10 protein-coding genes are annotated in these 18,067 nt (G+C 63.3%); 2 read left to right on the forward strand and 8 right to left on the reverse strand.

Annotated features, from left to right (window positions below):
* Positions 1-425: 425 nt before the first annotated feature.
* The 6 genes from AC3WL2_RS25230 to AC3WL2_RS25255 all read right to left on the reverse strand — a co-directional run bounded on the left by AC3WL2_RS25230 (position 426) and on the right by AC3WL2_RS25255 (position 8,000).
* Positions 426-893, reverse strand: a complete 468-nt coding sequence (locus tag AC3WL2_RS25230) for an SRPBCC family protein (protein WP_102685165.1) — start codon at positions 891-893, stop codon at positions 426-428.
* Positions 894-925: 32 nt separating this feature from the next.
* The gene (locus AC3WL2_RS25235) at positions 926-4,357 is read right to left on the reverse strand and encodes an amino acid adenylation domain-containing protein (protein WP_102685164.1); all 3,432 of its coding nucleotides are present in this window, start codon (positions 4,355-4,357) and stop codon (positions 926-928) included.
* Positions 4,358-4,367: 10 nt separating this feature from the next.
* A complete protein-coding gene (locus tag AC3WL2_RS25240; RefSeq protein WP_102685163.1) occupies positions 4,368-5,297 on the reverse strand; it encodes a diiron oxygenase in 930 nt (309 codons plus the stop codon).
* Positions 5,294-6,070 (reverse strand): DUF3050 domain-containing protein, encoded by a 777-nt coding sequence (locus AC3WL2_RS25245; RefSeq protein ID WP_102685162.1) that lies wholly within the window; start codon positions 6,068-6,070, stop codon positions 5,294-5,296. Before AC3WL2_RS25245 ends, AC3WL2_RS25240 begins: the two co-directional genes overlap by 4 nt.
* 599 nt (positions 6,071-6,669) lie before the next feature.
* A complete protein-coding gene (locus AC3WL2_RS25250) occupies positions 6,670-7,230 on the reverse strand; it encodes an alpha/beta hydrolase family protein (protein ID WP_146022625.1) in 561 nt (186 codons plus the stop codon).
* A 77-nt stretch (positions 7,231-7,307) separates the two neighbouring features.
* Positions 7,308-8,000: a GntR family transcriptional regulator gene (locus tag AC3WL2_RS25255; RefSeq protein WP_102685160.1), complete on the reverse strand. Its 693-nt coding sequence runs from the start codon at positions 7,998-8,000 to the stop codon at positions 7,308-7,310.
* Between the two features lie 270 nt (positions 8,001-8,270).
* Between AC3WL2_RS25255 and lapG the strand changes: the two genes are divergently transcribed.
* Both lapG and lapD read left to right on the forward strand, forming a co-directional pair.
* A complete protein-coding gene (gene lapG / locus AC3WL2_RS25260; RefSeq protein WP_102685159.1) occupies positions 8,271-8,972 on the forward strand; it encodes a cysteine protease LapG in 702 nt (233 codons plus the stop codon).
* A gap of 10 nt (positions 8,973-8,982) precedes the next feature.
* Positions 8,983-10,929 carry a cyclic di-GMP receptor LapD gene (gene lapD / locus AC3WL2_RS25265; protein WP_102685158.1) on the forward strand — a complete coding sequence of 649 codons (1,947 nt, stop codon included), beginning with the start codon at positions 8,983-8,985 and terminating at the stop codon, positions 10,927-10,929.
* A gap of 54 nt (positions 10,930-10,983) precedes the next feature.
* Here lapD and AC3WL2_RS25270 read toward each other — a convergent pair whose 3' ends face one another.
* The gene (locus AC3WL2_RS25270; protein WP_046857559.1) at positions 10,984-11,325 is read right to left on the reverse strand and encodes a hypothetical protein; all 342 of its coding nucleotides are present in this window, start codon (positions 11,323-11,325) and stop codon (positions 10,984-10,986) included.
* A gap of 160 nt (positions 11,326-11,485) precedes the next feature.
* On the reverse strand, positions 11,486-18,067 hold a 6,582-nt coding region (locus tag AC3WL2_RS25275), incomplete at its 5' end, for an immunoglobulin-like domain-containing protein (RefSeq protein ID WP_492574037.1).

Below are 18,067 nucleotides of genomic sequence, written 5' to 3' on the forward strand. Positions count from 1 at the left end.
ACTCAGCAGTGAAACGATGCATCGCCGATGGTAGTGTGGGGTTTCCCCATGTGAGAGTAGGTCATCGTCAAGATTCAATTCCAAAGCCCCTGATCGCGATGCGATCAGGGGCTTTGTCTTTTCAGGGTATCGATGCGTGAAGTTCTCGTATGAGATCGTCCAGCTCCCTGCGCTGGCACGAAGGGAACAGTATTCAAAAGCGCAGCACGGCCCCTGTAGGAGCGGCTTCAGCCGCGATCACCCGCGAAGCGGGTGCCAGACACCGAGTTGCTTGCATCGCGGCTAAAGCCGCTCCTACAGAGATCTCTTTTTGCTGTGCAACAGCACAGCCCGAAGAGCTCCCTTGATGTTCAAGACAAAAAAAGGCCGCTCCCGGTCGGGAGCGGCCTTTTTTGCCATCGGGGCACAAGCCCCTTCCAGTGATATCAGCTCAGCAGGTTACGCACATTCCCCATCGCCTCATCGGCAAAGCCCTGCAGAAATGCCTGGAAGCCCGGCAGTGCCTCCGGCCCGCCTTCCCATGGCTCGGCCTGGATGGTCCAGGTCGCACGGCTGCGGCTGGCGTCGATCGCCTGCACTTGCATGGCCGCCCACAGATTGCCGATGTTCAGGCTGGTGTAGATCAGGCTCCAGGTCATGTTCATGGCTTGATCGTCACGGGTGTTCAACTGCTCGATCACCACGTTGCCATCCTTGAACAGCTTCTTGCGCACCGAGCGCACGCCGCTGCCGGTCATCTCGATATGCGCCAGGGCAGGAATGAACACCGGGAAGCCAGCGAAGTTGCCGACGATGTTCCACACGTTGGCCGCCGGTGCGGCGATCTCCACGCTGGAAACCACAAGACAGCCTTGCGGGTTGCGGATCAGGGTATCGGGTTTGAGTGCTTGCATTGGGATGTTGCTCCTGTTGTACATGAAAGGGATCAGATAAAGCCGATGTCGGCCAGGTAGCGGCAGCCGCGACTGAGCAGCGCCGGGTCCTTGCTTGGGTAACGGGCGCCCATGCGCTGCACGCCGGCACGAGCGTTGTCGTGGGCGATGCCGGAGATGTCACCGATGTCTTCCTCGAAACCGTCCAGGTAGAAGCCCAGGACGTCGTACAGCGCGTTGTCGCTATCGACCCTGGCCAACTGGCGCTGCCATTGCTCGATGCTGACCAGTTCGAAGGCATGGCCCTGGGCATGGAACGAAGCCAGGTAGTCACGCCAGCGCAGGGGTTCGGGGTTATGCAGGTTGAACACGCACCGGCCGGCCTGGTGACGGCTGCTGTGGAAAGCGATGAAGCGGGACAGGAAGTCCACCGGCATGAGGTCGAAGTCGATCTCCAGCTCCGGCACCTGGCCCAACTGCAGCGAGCCCTTGAGCATCAGCATCAGCCGGTTGCGCTGAGGCTGGCAGGCCCCTGTGCGGCTATCGAAGGTGATGTTGCCGGGGCGGAACAGGTTGACCCACACGCCCTGCTCACGTGCACGGCTGAGGATGCGCTCGCCGACCCATTTGCTCAGGTTGTAGCCATTGCGGATGTAGATCGGTGGGGTGTCTGCGGGGTCGCTCTCCAGCACATGGCCCTCGCCATCCACGGCGCTGCAGGCGGACAGGGTGGAGACGAAGTTGAAGATTTTCTTGCGACGACCCTCACACAACCGCAGGCATTCGAACAACGGCTCGATGTTGTCGGCTGCCAGTACCTCGTAGTCGAGCACATGGTTGACCTGCGCGGCGTTGTGCAGCAACGCGCCATAGTTGCTGTCCAGGTAGTCGTAGTCGGCCTGGGCCAGACCCAGCAGTGGCTTGCGCAGGTCCGCTTCGAATACCCGCACGCGGCTGCGGTCCAGGGTGACGTGGTTGTCCCGCAGGGCCTGGGAGAAACGCTCATCGGCGGATAACCCTGCGGCGCTGCGTACCAGGCAAGCGACTTCACTCGCGCCCCACTCCAGCAGGGCCTCGACCAGATGCACGCCAAGGAAGCTGTTGGCCCCGGTGACGATCACCTTGTGCACATCGCCCAGGCGCTCCAGCGGTTGCACCTGCAGGCCCAGTTCGCGGTTGGCGTCCTGCTCCAGGCGTACCAGGGAGGTTTGCAACGCCTCGTGATCGCCATCGAGCAGCGCGCCCAGGCGCTGCAAGGTCGGCTGTTCGATGAAGCGGTTGATGGCCACCCCCTGGCCGAAGTGCTCCCTGACCTCCAGCAGCAAGCGCGACAGCAGGATGGAGTGACCGCCGAGATTGAAGAAGCTGTCGTCGGCGGAAATTTCGTTTTGTGGGAGCTCCAGCAGCGTGCTCCACAGGCGACGCAGGTGCTCCTCGGTCGCTGTCCGTGGTTCGATGCGCTGGCTGGTTGGCAAGGCCAGTGGACGCAACGACAACGCCCGGCGATCCACCTTGCCGTTGGCGGTATAGGGCATCTGCTGCAGTACCTGATAGAACGTCGGGCGCATGTAGTCGGGCAGGTGTCGCTCGGCATGCTCGCGCAGCAAGGCTTCGGCATCGGCCCGTTGCGGGTGGGCAAGGAAGGCCAGGACCCGCCGCTGGGCGTCGATCACCACCGCCACCTGGGCGAACAGCTGGCTATCGCGCAGGCAGTGCTCGATTTCTTCGGGTTCGACCCGGAAGCCACGGATCTTCACCTGGTTGTCTCGCCGGCCGCACAGCTCTATACCTTGTTCGGTCCATTTGCCGATGTCCCCCGTACGGTAGGCGCGCAGTGTGCGGCCCGCGGGCAAGCTCAGCTCGACGAAACGTTCGGCGCTCAGTTCGGAGTTGTTCAGGTAACCCAGGCCGACACCTGGCCCGGCGATGTACAGCTCACCGGGGGTCTGCTCACAAACCGGCTGCAGGTGCTGGTCGAGTATCAGCACCTGGGTGTTGGCAATCGGCAGCCCCAGGTTGCGGTTGTCGTCGCCTGCAGCGAACACCCGGGTTGTGGCCAGCACGGTGGTTTCGGTCGGCCCGTAGATGTTGTGCATGTGGCATTGCCCGGCCAATCGAGCGATGACTTCCGGTTCGCAGACGTCGCCACCGGTCACCAGGTGACGCAGGCCCAGGTGCAGATCACGGGGAAGGATACTCAGCAGCGCCGGTGGCAGGAACGCGTGGCTCACCTCCTCTCTGTGGATAAGTTGTACCAGCCGCTGCGGATCGCGACGCTGGTCCTCACTGGGCAAGACCAGTTCCGCGCCACAGGCGAACGTCGGCAGGATATCCAGCAGCGAGGCGTCGAAGCCGATGGTGGAGAACTGCAGTACCCGGCTGTGCCGGTCCAAGCCCACATGCTCGCGATACCAGGCCATGAAGTGCGCCAGGTTGCCCTGGGTGAGCAACACGCCTTTGGGTTGGCCGGTGGTGCCGGAGGTGTAGATCGCCACGCAGGCCTGGTCGGCGGCAGCCTGGCGCAACGCCAGGCTGGGCAGCGGCAAGTCCTGCGGCAAAGGAAGGTTGCGCACATCAACATCAGGGATATCCACAGGCGTCTGGCCGTCGTGCAGCATGACGCAGGCGCCAGCGTCGTCGAGGATCAGCTGGCGGCGCTCGGCCGGTGTGGTCGGATCCAGTGGCAGGTAGATGGCGGCGCAGCCCAGCACTGCCAGCAGGCTGGCGTAGAGCTCGGGTGACTTGCCCATGCACACGGCGACCACAGGCGGCTGCTCCCCGGCGTTGGGCAACAGCGGCAACAAGGCCTTCTGGATGACGGCGGCGCGGGCGTGCAACTGCTCATAAGAGCAATGCTGGCCGTCGTGGTTCACGGCGGGAGACCCTGCGTGCACACGCAGGCTGTGTTCCAGGCCGCCGATCAGGCCTGTTTCGGCCTTCTCCAGCAAATCGGCGCGCAGCGTGCGGTTGAACGGGTGGCGGTAGGCCAAAGTGTCCAGCCAGTCCAGGCCGTGCTCACGCTCATGCTCTCCAGGGCTTACCGCAGGCGTTTCCTGCAGATGCAACGGGTTGCGGGCGAAGCGGGTGACCTGCAGCGCCAGTTGCTCGCACAGGGCTTGCAAGGTGTCCTCGCGTAGCTGTTGGCCATTGCCGGAGGGTGGCGTGTGTATCGGCACGCGATGGATCAGCCGCTGGGCGCTGGCACTGCCGCACCAGCACAGGGCCTCCAGTTGCGGCAGGGTGTCGGCGTAGCTCGCACCCAGGCGTAGCCTGAGCAGCGGCGTGCCGCCCAGGGGCTGCCAGTCACTGCTGCTCAGTGCCAGGCTGCCATCTTCCACCACCAGGTCGGGATGGGCCGACAGCTGCCGGGGCAGGGCCTGGGCGCTGTCGGCCCTGGCCGAGCCATGTCCGTGCTCGGCGAGCAGGCGGGCGAACTCCTCCAGGGGCGGGCTGGTGCCCACCAGGAGTATGTCGAGGCGTCTCATGTCTAGGTCCTCAGGGCAGATAGTCGCGCAGGGCGTCCTGTACGCAGGGCGACTCGAGCATCGAGCTGCTGCGGAAGAAACGCAGGATGTTGCCCAGCAGCGGATGCTGGCGGTTGATCGGGTAGGCCAGGCCCAGCACTTCCTCACGCAGGGCCTGGCGCACCGTGTCGCTCACCGGCAAGGCGTCGATCAGGGCACAGTCGAAAGCCTGCTGGATGTCGTTGGTCAGGTACTGGCGCAGGAACAACGGCAGTACTTTGGCGATCATCTGGCGATCCGCCTCGGGCGCGGTATGCCAGTAGATGCGCGTCAGGCGCGCCCAGAAGCTCGAGTGACGACCTTCGTCCAGCAGGTGATCGGCCATCAGGCCCTTCACCGAGGGCTTGACCGAGTCGTCGCGGGCAAAGGCCGCGACATCGTCGGTCAGGGTGTTCTCGGCGATGCCCACGCAGATCAGCTCCAAGGCGTCACGCAGGGCCTCGGGCACCTGTTCCAGCGCGGCTGGAATGGCGCGGCTGAGTTCGATTTCCTGGGGCAGGGCGATCGGCTCGATCCCGGTCAGGGCGATGGTCTGCTGCAGGAAGTCCATCGCCACCAGGGCGTGATAGTCCTCGTCCACCACCACGGTCATCGCGTCGTAGCGGCAGGCGAACGGGAAGCGCACGGCAAAGCGGTCCTTGGCGATGCGCCGGGCGGTGCGGTCGACGATCTCGGTCTCGAAGATCACCACGTCATTGATGAACTTGTAGAGGCTCTGTACCAGCACGAAGTCGCGCAGCTGCGGGCACTCGCGCTGGAACGTCGCGCCGAGCACCAGGGGCTGGCGGCTCAGGGGGTAGATCAGGCGCTGGTCATCCTCCACCAGGCGCCGGGGCCGGGTGCGAATGGTCGCCCTGGCCTCCCAGGCCTCGGCAAAGGAGCGATACTCGAGGGCATTCATGGGGTAACCTCGGCAACAGCCGCTTTCAGCGATGTACGCAGGCGGTCCCACAGGGCCATGCGGCTGTCCACCGCGGCGATGGCGGCCACGTAGACGTCTTCCTGGCGCAGCGGATCATGATCGACCAGGCGTGCCAGCAATTGCTCGGCGGCGGGGCCGTGGTCCTCGGAGTCGACTTCGATGTGACGTTGCAGGTAGTAGCGGAAGGTCGGCGCCTGCTCGGTACCGATGCCCCACTCGTCGAGAATCTGTTGGAACATCGCTGGAATGACGCTTTCCCGCCCATGCAGGAAGGCGGCGGCAACCTGGTGGGCCGGTGCCTCGATGGCCACTTTGAGGGTGTCGCGAACGAATCGCTGCGCGGCTTCACTGGCGCCGCAGCGTTGCAGCGCGTCGAATGCCGCGACGCCTTGTTGCTGCAGGCTGACGAAGCGCTCGATGGCCTGGGTGCTGGCACCGACTTCGCGCATGGCATCCAGGTACAGCTCGAAGTGGCTGTAGTGACCATGATCGAGGCGATCGTCCGATTCCTCGCCCAGGACGATCTCGTTGATCAGGCGCGCCGCAGCCGGGTCCCTTGGTGGCAGCCAGGGCAGGCTGACGCAGGTCAGCTCCTGCTGCAGGCGCTTGGTCAGCGTCATGAAGTCCCAGACGGCAAACACGTGGGTTTCCATGAACCCACGCAGCGTCTCCAGAGAATCGATTTCGGAAAATAGCGGGTGCAGGGAAAGTTCATGTTTCTTGTCGGAAAGTGTGCGCTTCAATGTGCTCATGATGAGATCCGTTTAGAGGTGATATGCAGGGACGTTATGCTCTGGAAGTTGCAAGGCAACTAAATGCCGGGCGAATGGAGGCCTCGAGTGAAAACTCGAATTCGAACAACAGGCAGAGGCCAGCAGGGCTTGTTTGGCGAGGTGTCCACGGTGACGCCTGGCCGCCCTTGGCTGGCGATATAAAAGTTAGAACAACTTCAAAGTTGGTCGCAATTGTTTTTTTGATTATTTTATGTTCGGACTTTTCTTGAAATATAAGTGCCTGAATAAAACATTGAGTAAGTTTTATTTTGGCAATACGTGCTCCTTCCGATAATTAACGATCAGAAAAATAGACACAGAGTGAATGCCTCACTCGGAGCACGAATGAACGGAGATGGAGAGAGGGACTATTGAGGGGCGGCTGATCGCTTGCGGTCCTTGCCCCGGTGCCAGGTTCCTTCTGCAGGTGAATGAAGAGGCAAACGGCCAGGTCCACGTCTGATGATCAGCGGCCGCTGCGGGGGGTAGAGTGTGCCCAAAATGCTGGCACTGCCATGGCCAGGCACTGACCAGGCAGCGGAAAAGCCTTGATCAGCGCACGGATGGCAAGAGGAGAATTAGAAGCTCAGCAACCCGAGGTGGGCGTTGAAGATGCGCACCAGGCGCTGGTTCAGCAGCGAAGTATCGACCGCTTGCACCGGTAGCTCAATCAGCTCCAGCTCCCGGCGTACCAGGCTGTGCCAGCCGAGCATCGCCGCCAGCGAGCCCGGCGGATAGAGCACGGTCATGGGGATATGCAGGGGCAGGTAAGTGGTGCTGAATTGTGGGCTGTCACAGCTTGAAACAAACAAGTGACGGGTCAGGCCCGGACAAGCACCTTGCACTTGCTGGATCAGGGCCAAGGCGATGTGCGCGCCCTGGCCTTGGGCAAACACGGCATGTGGCTGCATAAGGTAGGGCTGGAGCTGCTCTACCAGGGCCTGGGTCAGGCGCCCGGAAATGGGCAGAGATTGTTCGAAGTCGGCAATGGAGGGGACATCGACCGCGACCAGCTCGATGGGGTCGCTCAGGGTCGTTGCCCAGGTGCGGTACTGGGCAAGTTGCTGCCGTGTGTTTGCCAGGCAGATCAGGCGAATCCTGGGCGGCTGGTCGGGCATGGTGTCCTGTCGAGTCTGCACGTGCACTGCCGTTCCTTGTGGCGGATCGTGTCGACGCAGCGGGTGGTCGCCAGGGGCGGCTGCGCGGTTGGGCAGGGTCAGTTGGCCGATTGCCTGTCGAGGTACTTCCTGATGGTGCGCGCGGCATGGTTGAGGTGTTCTTCCAGGAGCTTCACGGCCTCGTCCACCAGTCTGTCGTTGGCGGCATCGACAAGGGCAATGTGGTCATCCTGGGTGAGTTTGCCCAGGCCCATCGAGGACAGATGGAAACGCAGGAAGCGTTCCTCTTCGTTCAGCTCGATCTCGATCATGCGCAGCAGTTTCTGGTTCTGCGCCTTGCTGTAGAGGGCCATGTGGAACAGGCGATTGAGCCGGCCGATTTCGGCATGGCGAGTCTCGGTCTCCAGTTGACGGATGTAAGCCCTGGCCTGGGCGATGTCGCCGGCATCGAGCAAGGGGATCGACTGGCGCAACGCCTCGGTCTCGAGCAGTACACGCAGGGCGTACGTGTCGACGGCGTCCTCACCGATCAATGGCGCTACCACGGCGCCTTTGTGCATCACCACCTGCAGCAGTGACTGGGCTTCGAGTTGGCGCAGCGCCTCGCGCACAGGCATGCGACTGACACCGAACAAAGTCGCCAGCTCTTGCTGGCGCACGGCGGTGCCCGGGGGCAGGCGGCCATCAAGGATGGCACTGCGCAGGCGCTCTTCGATAACACCCCGGGCCAGGTGCGGTGGTACTTGTTCGCTACCCAGTACGGTGCTCAGGAGTTTGGGTTTCTCAGCCACGCGGGGTTCGCCTCGGCAACATGAAAATTGGATCCAATAACCCTAGTGAGGGAAGGGGGCGCTTGTCAAACGGATTGATCAAGCGATGCGCCGTGGCGCAGAGTCAAAACGTGGCTATCGTGAAGCAAGTTGCCGGCATTGGGAAGATAGCCAAGGTCGCCAGCCCTTGTACGAAGCGGGTTTGCCGACAGTTGGCCGCATGATCGCACGGTGCCATTGTCTTTTGCGTCTCCAGCCCGCACCATCGCTGCTTTCGACTGATCTGAACGGGTGTCCGCAGTGGCGATACCTTGGCCTCTCAATGCGACCGCACGCCGGCTCGGCCTTGCCGTGCTGCTCGGCTGCCTGTGGCTGGGCGTGTCCCAGGCGGATTGGGACTTCTCGCAGATCAGTCGCCGCGCTCAGGCGCTCTACGGCCCGATGGGCGCGGGCCAGGGGCGTATCGATGCCTGGCAGAACCTGATGGCGACACAGAAGCAGGGCAGCGAACTGGAGCAGCTGCAGGTGGTCAACCTGTTCTTCAACAAGCAGCTGCGCTATGTCGAAGACATCGACCTGTGGCACGAGGTCGATTACTGGGCCACGCCGGTACAATCGCTGATAAAGGGTGCGGGCGATTGCGAGGACTATGCCATCGCCAAGTACTTCAGCCTGCGGCGCATGGGCATTCCGGCGGAAAAGCTACGCATCACCTACGTAAAGGCCTTGCGCCAGAACCGTGCGCACATGGTCCTGACCTATTATTCAAGCCCACAGGCCCAGCCGCTGGTGCTGGACAGCCTGATGGACGCGATCAAGCCGGCCAGCCAGCGTACCGACCTGCTGCCGGTGTATGCCTTCAACGGTGAAGGCCTGTGGCTGACCGGCGCGGGCGGCAACAAGAAGGTCGGCGACACCAAGCGCCTGTCGCGTTGGCAGGATCTGCTGAAGAAAATGCAGGCCGAAGGGTTCCCGGCCGAACCGGTTTACTGAAGGAGCACAGATGTCACTGTTCAAACAATTGCTGCTAGCCATTTGCCTGTTCCTGGTGATCGCCTTCAGTGGCAGCTTCATGGTCAGCCTGGAGAGCTCGCGCAGCCAGTACGTCAACCAGCTGCGTTCCCATGCCCAGGACGCCGCGACCGCGCTGGCGTTGTCGCTGACGCCGAACATCGACGACCCAGCGATGGTCGAGCTGATGGTCAGCTCGATTTTCGACAGCGGCTACTACTCGAGTATCAAGGTCATCGACCTGGACTCCAACGCCGTGCTGGTCGAGCGCCACGCAGAGCCTGACGCTGGCGGCGTGCCGGGCTGGTTCATCCAGCTCATCGGCCTGGAGCCGGCCGGTGGCGATGCCCTCGTCAGCCGCGGCTGGCAGCAGGCGGCGCGGGTCGAGGTGATCAGCCACCCGATGTTTGCCTTGGGCAAACTCTGGCAGAGCGCCCTGGGCAGCCTTGGCTGGCTGCTGCTGTGCGGCGCGGTGAGCGCGGTGCTCGGGGCACTGCTGCTGCGCCGTCAGTTGCGCCCGCTCGACTACATGGTGGCGCAGTCCCACGCTATCGCCCGTCGTGAGTTCCTCAGCCTGCCCGAGCTGCCACGCACCCCCGAGCTGCGCCGAGTGGTGCAGGCGATGAACCAGATGGTCGAGAAGCTCAAGGCACTGTTCACCGAGCAGGCCGAGCGCAGCGAGAAGCTGCGGGCGGAGTCCTACCAGGACAGCCTCACCGGCCTTGCCAACCGGCGTTACTTCGAAATGCAGCTCAATGCCCGGGTCAGCAACCTGGAGGAGGCCCGTACCGGCTACCTGCTGTTACTGCGCGTCCAGGACTTGGCCGGGCTCAACGCCCGCCTGGGTGGCCAACGTACCGACCAGTTGCTGCAGGCGGTGGGTGAGCAGCTGCGCCGCACCTGTGCGAACTACCCGGAGACCAACGACCTGATCACCCGCAGCCGTGGCGGCGAGTTCGCGGTATTGGCGCCAGGCATGGTCCATGACGAGGCGATCCAGCTGGCCCAGGCCCTGGAAGCCACCTTGCAGAGCCTGCATGAAACCGGCGCCAGCGATGTCGACCCGGTGGCCTGCATCGGCCTTGCCCCCTACAGCCCAGGCGATGCCCCGCAAGCGCTGCTCAAGCTTGCCGACGAGGCCCTGGCCCGCGCCGAGAGCCAGCCCACGCCGGGCTGGGTATGCCTGGAGCAGGGCGCTGCGGGCCAGGCCGCCGACAGCCACCACGCCTGGCACACGCGCCTGGACCAGGCGCTGGGCAAGGGCCAGTTCGAACTGTTCTTCCAACCGGTCGTGGACGCCAAGGCGCCGGAGCGGGTGCTGCACTACAAGGTCATCTCGCGCCTGCACGACGAGGAGGGCGAAGCCCTGGCGGCCGGCCGCTTCCTGCCCTGGCTGGAGCGTTTCGGCTGGATGGCGCGGCTGGACCTGCTGGTGCTGGAGAAGGTGCTCAAGCATCTGCAAGGGCATGGCGAAGCGCTGGCGTTGAACCTGTCGGCCGCCACCCTGGCCGACCCCAAGGCATTGCAGCGCGTCTATGAGCTGTTGGGGCAGCACGGCGCGCTGGGGCAGCGGCTGACCTTCGAGATCGGTGAGGAGCAACTGCCCGAGCAGTCAGTACTCGAGCAACTTACCCGGCGCCTGCGCACCCTGGGCTTCAGCCTGGCACTGCAACGCTTCGGCGGGCGCTTCAGCATGATCGGCAACCTGGCCCACCTGGGGCTGGCCTACCTGAAGATCGACGGTGGCTACATCCGCAACATCGACCAGGAACGGCACAAGCGCCTGTTCATCGAGGCCATCCAGCGGGCTGCGCACAGCATCGACCTGCCGCTGATCGCCGAGCGGGTGGAGACCGAAGGGGAGTTGAAGGTGCTGCGGGAGATGGGCGTGCAGGGCATCCAGGGGCAACTGGTGGGTGGCCCGGCACCCTGGCGTTGAGAAGGCTCGGCGTTATCGCGGGGCAATTCGCACCGCGATGCGCCGCCAGCATGATCAGATCAGCCCGCCTTCCTCGTCTTCCTCGATCAGGTTGTTCAGGCTACCCAGCGCCTTGCGCGCGGTGGAGCGGTTGAGCAATTTGGCCTGGGCGCCGGGCGGCAGGTCGGTGATGCTGAACACGCCTTTGGCAGTCAGCACCTCGATCAGGTCTTCCAGCACCCGGATCATGTCCAGATCGCTCTGCTTGAGCTGCTTGAGGCTGTTCTCAACGACATCGTCGGCGAACCATTCCTGGATCTCGGCACTGTCGGCGGGGACCATGTCCGTAAATCCATCAAACCCGGCGGCTTCCACTCGCAGCAAACGGCCGTCAGCGTCGCGTTGCACGTAGAACATGGCGGCGTCCCTCGTCACGATGATTCCTTGTTGGTAGTCAGCAGCATAGGCAAAGTTCACCGGGCGTGTAGGCCCGGTGCACGAGTATGCGCGTGAAGCGTTGGCGGGGAAAGCCCGCCCCCGACGCGGCGGCCGTTGCCGGCTGCCGCGGGGGTGGGGATCAGCTGTTGGAGTTGTCGATCTTGATGGTCGGGTCGCCACCGCTGATCAACGAGTTGATCGTGGTGTTGGACCAGTTGACCCCTTCGAGCTTAATGCTCACATCGGCGTTGGCCAGGCCGCCGGCGGCGTTGAGCTTGCCTTCGGTGCTGACTTGCAGGGTCGACTCGCCATTGACCGTGGTGATCTTCAGGAAGTTGTCGATGGTGCTGGCCTTCTCGCCCTGGAGCAGGTCTCTCAGGTCGAGGCGGTCGCCTTCGCTTGCCTTGAAGTCCTTGATCACGTCATTGCCCAGGTCGCCGGCCTTCCACACGAAGGTGTCGGCACCACTGCCACCGGTCATGATGTCATCGCCCTTGCCGCCGATGAGGATGTCATTGCCGGCACCGCCAAACAGGATGTCGTTGCCTTCACCGCCGAGCAGGGTGTCGTTGCCGGTGCCGCCGAGCAGGATGTCGTTGCCCTTGCCGCCGTCGATGTAGTCGTTGCCACCCTGGCCGAAGATGATGTCGTTGCCGTTGCCGCCCAGCAGGGTGTCGGCGCCGTCGTTGCTGCGTGAGACGTCGAACTCGGTGTAGTGCTCGGTGATGTACTTGTGCATCGCCCGTGCGTCCACGCTGCCCGCGTCTACGCCCAGCTTGTCGGCGACATAGCCGCGGATCGCCTCGACACCGGTACCGGCAACACCGTCGAAGACCATCAGGTCGCCGAAGATGATGTCGTTGCCGTCGCCACCATTGACCGTGTCGTTGCCCGGTTGGGTAACTTCGGTATGGCCGAGGATGGCCTCGGCCAGCTTGCTCGGGTCGATGTTGGTCTGCGGCTTGCCGTCGGTGTCGTACGGTTTCAGGTCGTTGGTGTTGACGCCGTTGTTGAGGCCGATGGCCTCGACCTCGGACAGGCCCGAGAGCAACTTGAAGCTGTCCTGCGCATTGTTTTGAGTGGCACTGGTCGTGTCGCCCCCATTACCTGCGCGCGTCGACAATTCATAGCCACCAACGCCGTCGGCGCGAATGTCTCCCGACAGCGTGGTGCGCCAGCCTCCCCAGCTATAGGTCTGTACCGTCATCGTCCCGTTGCTGTCGATGGTGAGGTAGTTGCTGTTGTCCAGATACTTGCCGACCGTCATGCCAGCCTTGTAGTTGATGGAGTCCAGGTAGCTGTCGAAGCTGGTACCAGTAGTGCCCAGACTTGGATTGCCTTGCTCGTTGGACTGGTAATAGGTCGGCTTGCCATCGGTAATGAAGAAGGTCTGATTGCTGCCGGTGTTCCCTGCGCTCTGGAGCGACTTGAACCAGTTGGCGGTAGTCTTGAAGGCGTCCTCGTAGTTGGTACCGCCGTTGGCATTGAGCGTGTTCAGCGCATTGAGCAAGGTCTGCAGGCCGGCATCGTTCAGGGTCACCGAAACGCTGCTCTTGACCTGGGTGGCGAAGTCCACCAGGAGGATGTTCACGGTACCCGACTGGTCGCCCTTGACGCTGGCGGCCAGGGTCTTGAACACCGATTCCAGGGATTTCTTCGCCGCATCCACGCCGGACGAACCCATGCTGCCCGAGGTGTCGACGATGAAGGCGAGGTTGTAGTCCTGGCCCGGCACCACGTGCAGGCCGGTGACGTCGGCAACCACCACATCGTTGCCGTCGGTGCCGGTGATGTTGTCGCTGTCCGAGGACAGGTTGCTGGTGGTGTAGGACTGCGGGTAGACGGTGACCTTGATGGTGCCTTCGCTGGTCGCGGTGCTGCCGCCGACGCTCTCGGTGGAGGTCGAGCTGACCTTCACGTCGAACTGGCCCTGGTAGTAGGCCGGCGGCTTGATGGTCAGGCTGCCCAGGTTCCAGCCGGTGACGTCCACCGCGTCCTTGCCGACGGTGAAGGTATGGCCGGCGTTATCGGCCAGCACCGAGCCTGCCGGGATGCCGCTGAGCTTGACGCTCAGGGACTCGGAGCCGTCGGTGTCGGTGAGGTTGGTGCTGATGCCCACCAGCTTGACCGGGGCGCCGTTCTCGCTGCCTTCGTTGAGCTTGTAGCCGTCGTAGTAGCCCTGGTTGTTGCTGCCATGCAGGTCGCCGACGGTCACGCCGGCGTTGGCCAGGTCCTTGACGCTCGGGTACATCGGGATGTTCGAGCTGTTGAGGTCGGTGACCGCGCCGTTGCCCACCTTGATGTTGACGTCCAGGCTGCCGGGGCCGGCCTGGTTGGCGTTGTAGATCTCCAGGGTGTAGTAGCCGCTGGTGGTCGGGGTGAAGCTGCCGGAGATGGCGCCGCTGGCCGAGCCCCAGGTGCCGCTGGCGACGTTCTTGCCGCCCACGACGATCTGCAGGCTGTCATCGGCGGTGCCGCTGAACGCGTAGGTCTTGCCGGCTTCCAGGTAGATCAGGCCGGAAGTCTTCGAGCCGCTGCCCGCAGTCACGCTGGCAACGGTGTCGACACCGGTGACGGTCTCGCTCTTGCTGGCGTTGCCGGCATTGGCGAAGACGTTCTTCAGCGCGTCGCCGGTGATGCCGTTGCCATTGCTGCCAAGGCCGGAGAGGCTGTTCCAGGTTTCCTTGAGCAGGCCGATGGAGTTGACGTTGTTGTTGCCGATGTTCAGGTCAGGCTTATCGGCCACAGGCGCGATATCGACCTTCATGGTCACTTCGCCGCCGGCGTTGGTGCCGTCGTTGGGCTTGTACTTGATCTGCGCGTAGTCGGCCTGCTTGTTGCCCACGCCGCTGCCGCCATAGCCGTCGACGCCCGACTGGTTGGCCAGCGGCACGAACTTGAGCTTGCCGGCGGCGATGTCAGCCTGGCTGATATTCTGGTTGAGCGAGACATCGACCCACGAGGTGCCGTTGAAGAACTTCAGGCCGCCCAGGTCCGGCAGCTTGCTGATGGTCACCGAAAGACCAGTGTTGCCATCGGCGTCGCTGACGTTGAAGTCGCCCCACTTGAACACGTAGTCGGTGTCTTCGCTGCCAGTCACCGCGCCGCCGGTCGACACCGGCGCATGGTCGTTGTCGATGATGGTGGTGGTGACGCTGGACTTGCCCGAGTCGACCTGCAGGTTCTCGAAGCCGCCACCCGTGGCGCCGCTGATCTTGACCGTGAAGTTCTCCGAGCCCTCGACCAGCTTGTCGTCGATGGTCTTGATGTCGAAGGTGGTGCCGCTGCTGCCGGCCGGGATCTTCACGGTGACCACACCGGTGAAGTCCTGGCCGTCGGTGGCGGTGCCGCTGTAGGTCAGGGTGATGGTCACCTCGGACTTCGACGGGTTGCTCAGGGTCAGGTTGTAGTGGGCGGTGTCGCCTTCGGTCACCGAGGTGTCGCCGCTGATGCCGACAGTGGTCAGGTCGCCCTGGCCGCTCGGCTCGTCGGTAACGCTGGTGGTGACGGTGTTGCTGCCCAGGGTCAGTTTCTCGAAGTTGTCGCCACCAGCGACCGACTCGATCTTGTTGACGATGTTCGGCTGGCCACCGAGGTACGGATCGTCCTTGGCGGTAATGGTGAAGGTACCGCTGGCACTGCCAGCCGGGATGGTGACCTTGGTGCCATCGGAAAGGGTGAAGGTCAGGCCGTTGTGGCCGACTACCGACAAGCCTTGGGCGTTGGTCAGGGTCACGGTGTAGGTGACCTGGCCGCCCTCGGCGACGGTGGTCTTGTCAGCGGACAGTGTGGCGACCACTTCACTGATGGTGTCGTTGATCTGCACGGTGGCGTTGCCGCCCAGTTCGAGGTTCTCGAAGGTCTTGCCGGTAACTGCGGCGTCAGTGATGCCGACGGTCAGCGAGCTGCCGTCCTTGAACACATCGTCGCCCTGGGCGGCGGCTTTGTACTCGACCTGGGTCTGGCCAGCCGGGATCACCACCTTGGCGCCGTTGCTCAGGGTCACGGTCAGGTCCTGCGCCAGTTTCTGGCTGACCTTGACGGTGAACGACGGTTGCTGGTCTTCGGTGACGTTGCCATTGCCGACGATGGTGACCGAGACCTTGTCACCCTGGTTGCCGGTGCCTGGTGTGCCCGAGCCCGGCTCATCCGTGACGGAGGTCTTCACTTCGTTCTGACCCAGGGTCAGCTTCTCGAAGTTGTCCGCGCCGGTGACGCCGGTGATCTTGTTGTTGATGGTTGGCTGACCACCGACGAACACGTCGTCCGGCGCATTGATGGTGGCGGTGCCAGTGGCGCTGCCGGCCGGAACGGTGACTTTGGTGCCATCGGTGAGGGTGAAGGTCAGGCCATTGTGGCCGGTGACCGACAGGCCCTGAGCGTTGGTCAACGTTACGGTGTAGGTGACTTGGCCGCCTTCGCTGACAGTCGTCTTGTCTGCAGACAGGGTGGCGACCACTTCGCTGACGGTGTCGTTGATCTGAACGCTGGCGTTGCCGCCGAGCTCGAGGTTTTCGAAGGTCTTGCCGGTGACCGAAGCATCGGAGATGCCGACGGTGAGGGTGTCGCCGTCCTTGAACACGTCATCGCCCTGGGCGGCGGCCTTGTACTCGACCTGGGTCTGGCCAGCCGGGATCACCACCTTGGCGCCGTTGCTCAGGGTCACGGTCAGGTCCTGCGCCAGCTTCTGGCTGACTTTGACGGTGAACGACGGTTGCTGGTCTTCGGTGACGTTGCCATTGCCGACGATGGTGACCGAAACCTTGTCGCCCTGGTTGCCGGTACCCGGAGTGCCCGAGCCTGGTTCGTCGGTGACGGAGGTCTTCACTTCGTTCTGGCCCAGGGTCAGCTTCTCGAAGTTATCCGCGCCGGTGACGCCGGTGATCTTGTTGCTGATGGTCGGCTGACCACCGACGAACACGTCGTCCGGTGCATTGATGGTGGCGGTGCCAGTGGCGCTGCCGGCTGGAATGGTGACCTTGGTGCCATCGGTGAGAGTGAAGGTCAGTCCGTTGTGGCCGGTGACCGACAGACCCTGGGCGTTGGTCAGGGTCACGGTGTAGGTGACCTGGCCGCCTTCGGACACGGTGGTCTTGTCGGCGGTCAAGGTGGCCACGACTTCACTGATGGTGTCGTTGATCTGCACGGTGGCGTTGCCGCCAAGCTCGAGGTTCTCGAAGGTCTTGCCGACCACGCTGGCATCGCTGATGCCAACGGTGAGCGGGCCGCCGTCCTTGAACACGTCGTCGCCCTGGACCGGTGCCTTGTACTCGACCTGGTTCTGGCCAGCCGGGATCACCACCTTGGCGCCATTGCTCAGGGTGACGGTCAGGTCTTGGTCGAGCTTCTGGCTGACCTTGACGGTGAACGATGGCTGTTGGGCTTCGTTGACATCGCCGTTGCCGACGATGGTGACCGAGACCTTGTCGCCCTGGTTACCGGTGCCTGGAGTACCCGAGCCCGGCTCGTCGGTGACGGAGGTTTTCACTTCGTTCTGACCCAGGGTCAGTTTCTCGAAGTTGTCGGCACCGGTGACACCGGTGATCTTGTTGCTGATGGTGGCCTGGCCGCCGATGAACACGTCGTCCGGCGCGTTGATGGTGGCGGTGCCAGTGGCGCTGCCGGCCGGGATGTTGACCTTGGTGCCATCGGACAGGGTGAAGGTCAGGCCGTTGTGGCCGGTGACCGACAGGCCCTGGGCATTGGTCAGGGTGACGGTGTAGGTGACCTGGCCGCCCTCGGTGACGGTGGTCTTGTCGGCAGACAGGGTGGCGACTACTTCACTGATGGTGTCGGTGATCTGGACGGTGGCGTTGCCGCCCAGTTCGAGGTTCTCGAAGGTCTTGCCGGTGACTACGGCATCGGTGACGCCTACGGTCAGCGAGCTGCCGTCCTTGAACACGTCGTCGCCCTGCGCGGCGGCCTTGTACTCGACCTGGGTCTGGCCGGCCGGGATCACCACCTTGGCACCGTTGCTCAGGGTAACGGTCAGGTCCTGCGCCAGTTTCTGGCTGACCTTGACGGTGAACGACGGTTGCTGGTCTTCGGTGACGTTGCCGTTGCTGACGATGGTGACCGAAACCTTGTCGCCCTGATTGCCGGTACCCGGCGTGCCCGAACCTGGCTCGTCGGTAACGGAGGTCTTCACTTCGTTCTGACCCAGGGTCAGCTTCTCGAAGTTATCCGCGCCGGTGACGCCGGTGATCTTGTTGCTGATGGTCGGCTGACCGCCGACGAATACATCGTCTGGTGCGTTGATAGTGACCGTACCGGTGGCGCTGCCCGCTGGAACGGTGACCTTGGTGCCATCGGTGAGGGTGAAGGTCAGGCCGTTGTGGCCGGTGACCGACAGGCCCTGGGCGTTGGTCAGGGTCACGGTGTAGGTGACTTGGCCGCCTTCAGACACGGTGGTCTTGTCGGCGCTCAGGGTCGCAACCACTTCGCTGATGGTGTCGTTGATCTGGACAGAGGCGTTGCCGCCGAGCTCGAGGTTCTCGAAGGTCTTGCCGGTGACCGACGCATCGGAGATACCGACGGTAAGGGTGTCGCCATCCTTGAACACGTCATCGCCCTGGGCGGTGGCCTTGTACTCGACCTGAGTCTGGCCGGCCGGGATCACCACCTTGTCGCCGTTGGACAAGGTCACGGTCAGGTCCTGACCGAGCTTCTGGCTGACCTTGACGGTGAAGCTCGGTTGCTGGTCTTCGGTGACCGCTCCGTT

It is taken from the genome of Pseudomonas sp. FW305-96, from assembly GCF_058783825.1.

What these genes read in the sequence shown, in the direction of transcription:
- AC3WL2_RS25240 (WP_102685163.1), bottom strand. Translation starts at nt 5,297, where the DNA reads ATGAATGCCCTCGAGTATCGCTCCTTTGCCGAGGCCTGGGAGGCCAGG.
- AC3WL2_RS25270 (WP_046857559.1), bottom strand. Translation starts at nt 11,325, where the DNA reads ATGTTCTACGTGCAACGCGACGCTGACGGCCGTTTGCTGCGAGTGGAA.
- lapD (WP_102685158.1), top strand. Translation starts at nt 8,983, where the DNA reads ATGTCACTGTTCAAACAATTGCTGCTAGCCATTTGCCTGTTCCTGGTG.
- AC3WL2_RS25245 (WP_102685162.1), bottom strand. Translation starts at nt 6,070, where the DNA reads ATGAGCACATTGAAGCGCACACTTTCCGACAAGAAACATGAACTTTCC.
- AC3WL2_RS25230 (WP_102685165.1), bottom strand. Translation starts at nt 893, where the DNA reads ATGCAAGCACTCAAACCCGATACCCTGATCCGCAACCCGCAAGGCTGT.
- AC3WL2_RS25235 (WP_102685164.1), bottom strand. Translation starts at nt 4,357, where the DNA reads ATGAGACGCCTCGACATACTCCTGGTGGGCACCAGCCCGCCCCTGGAG.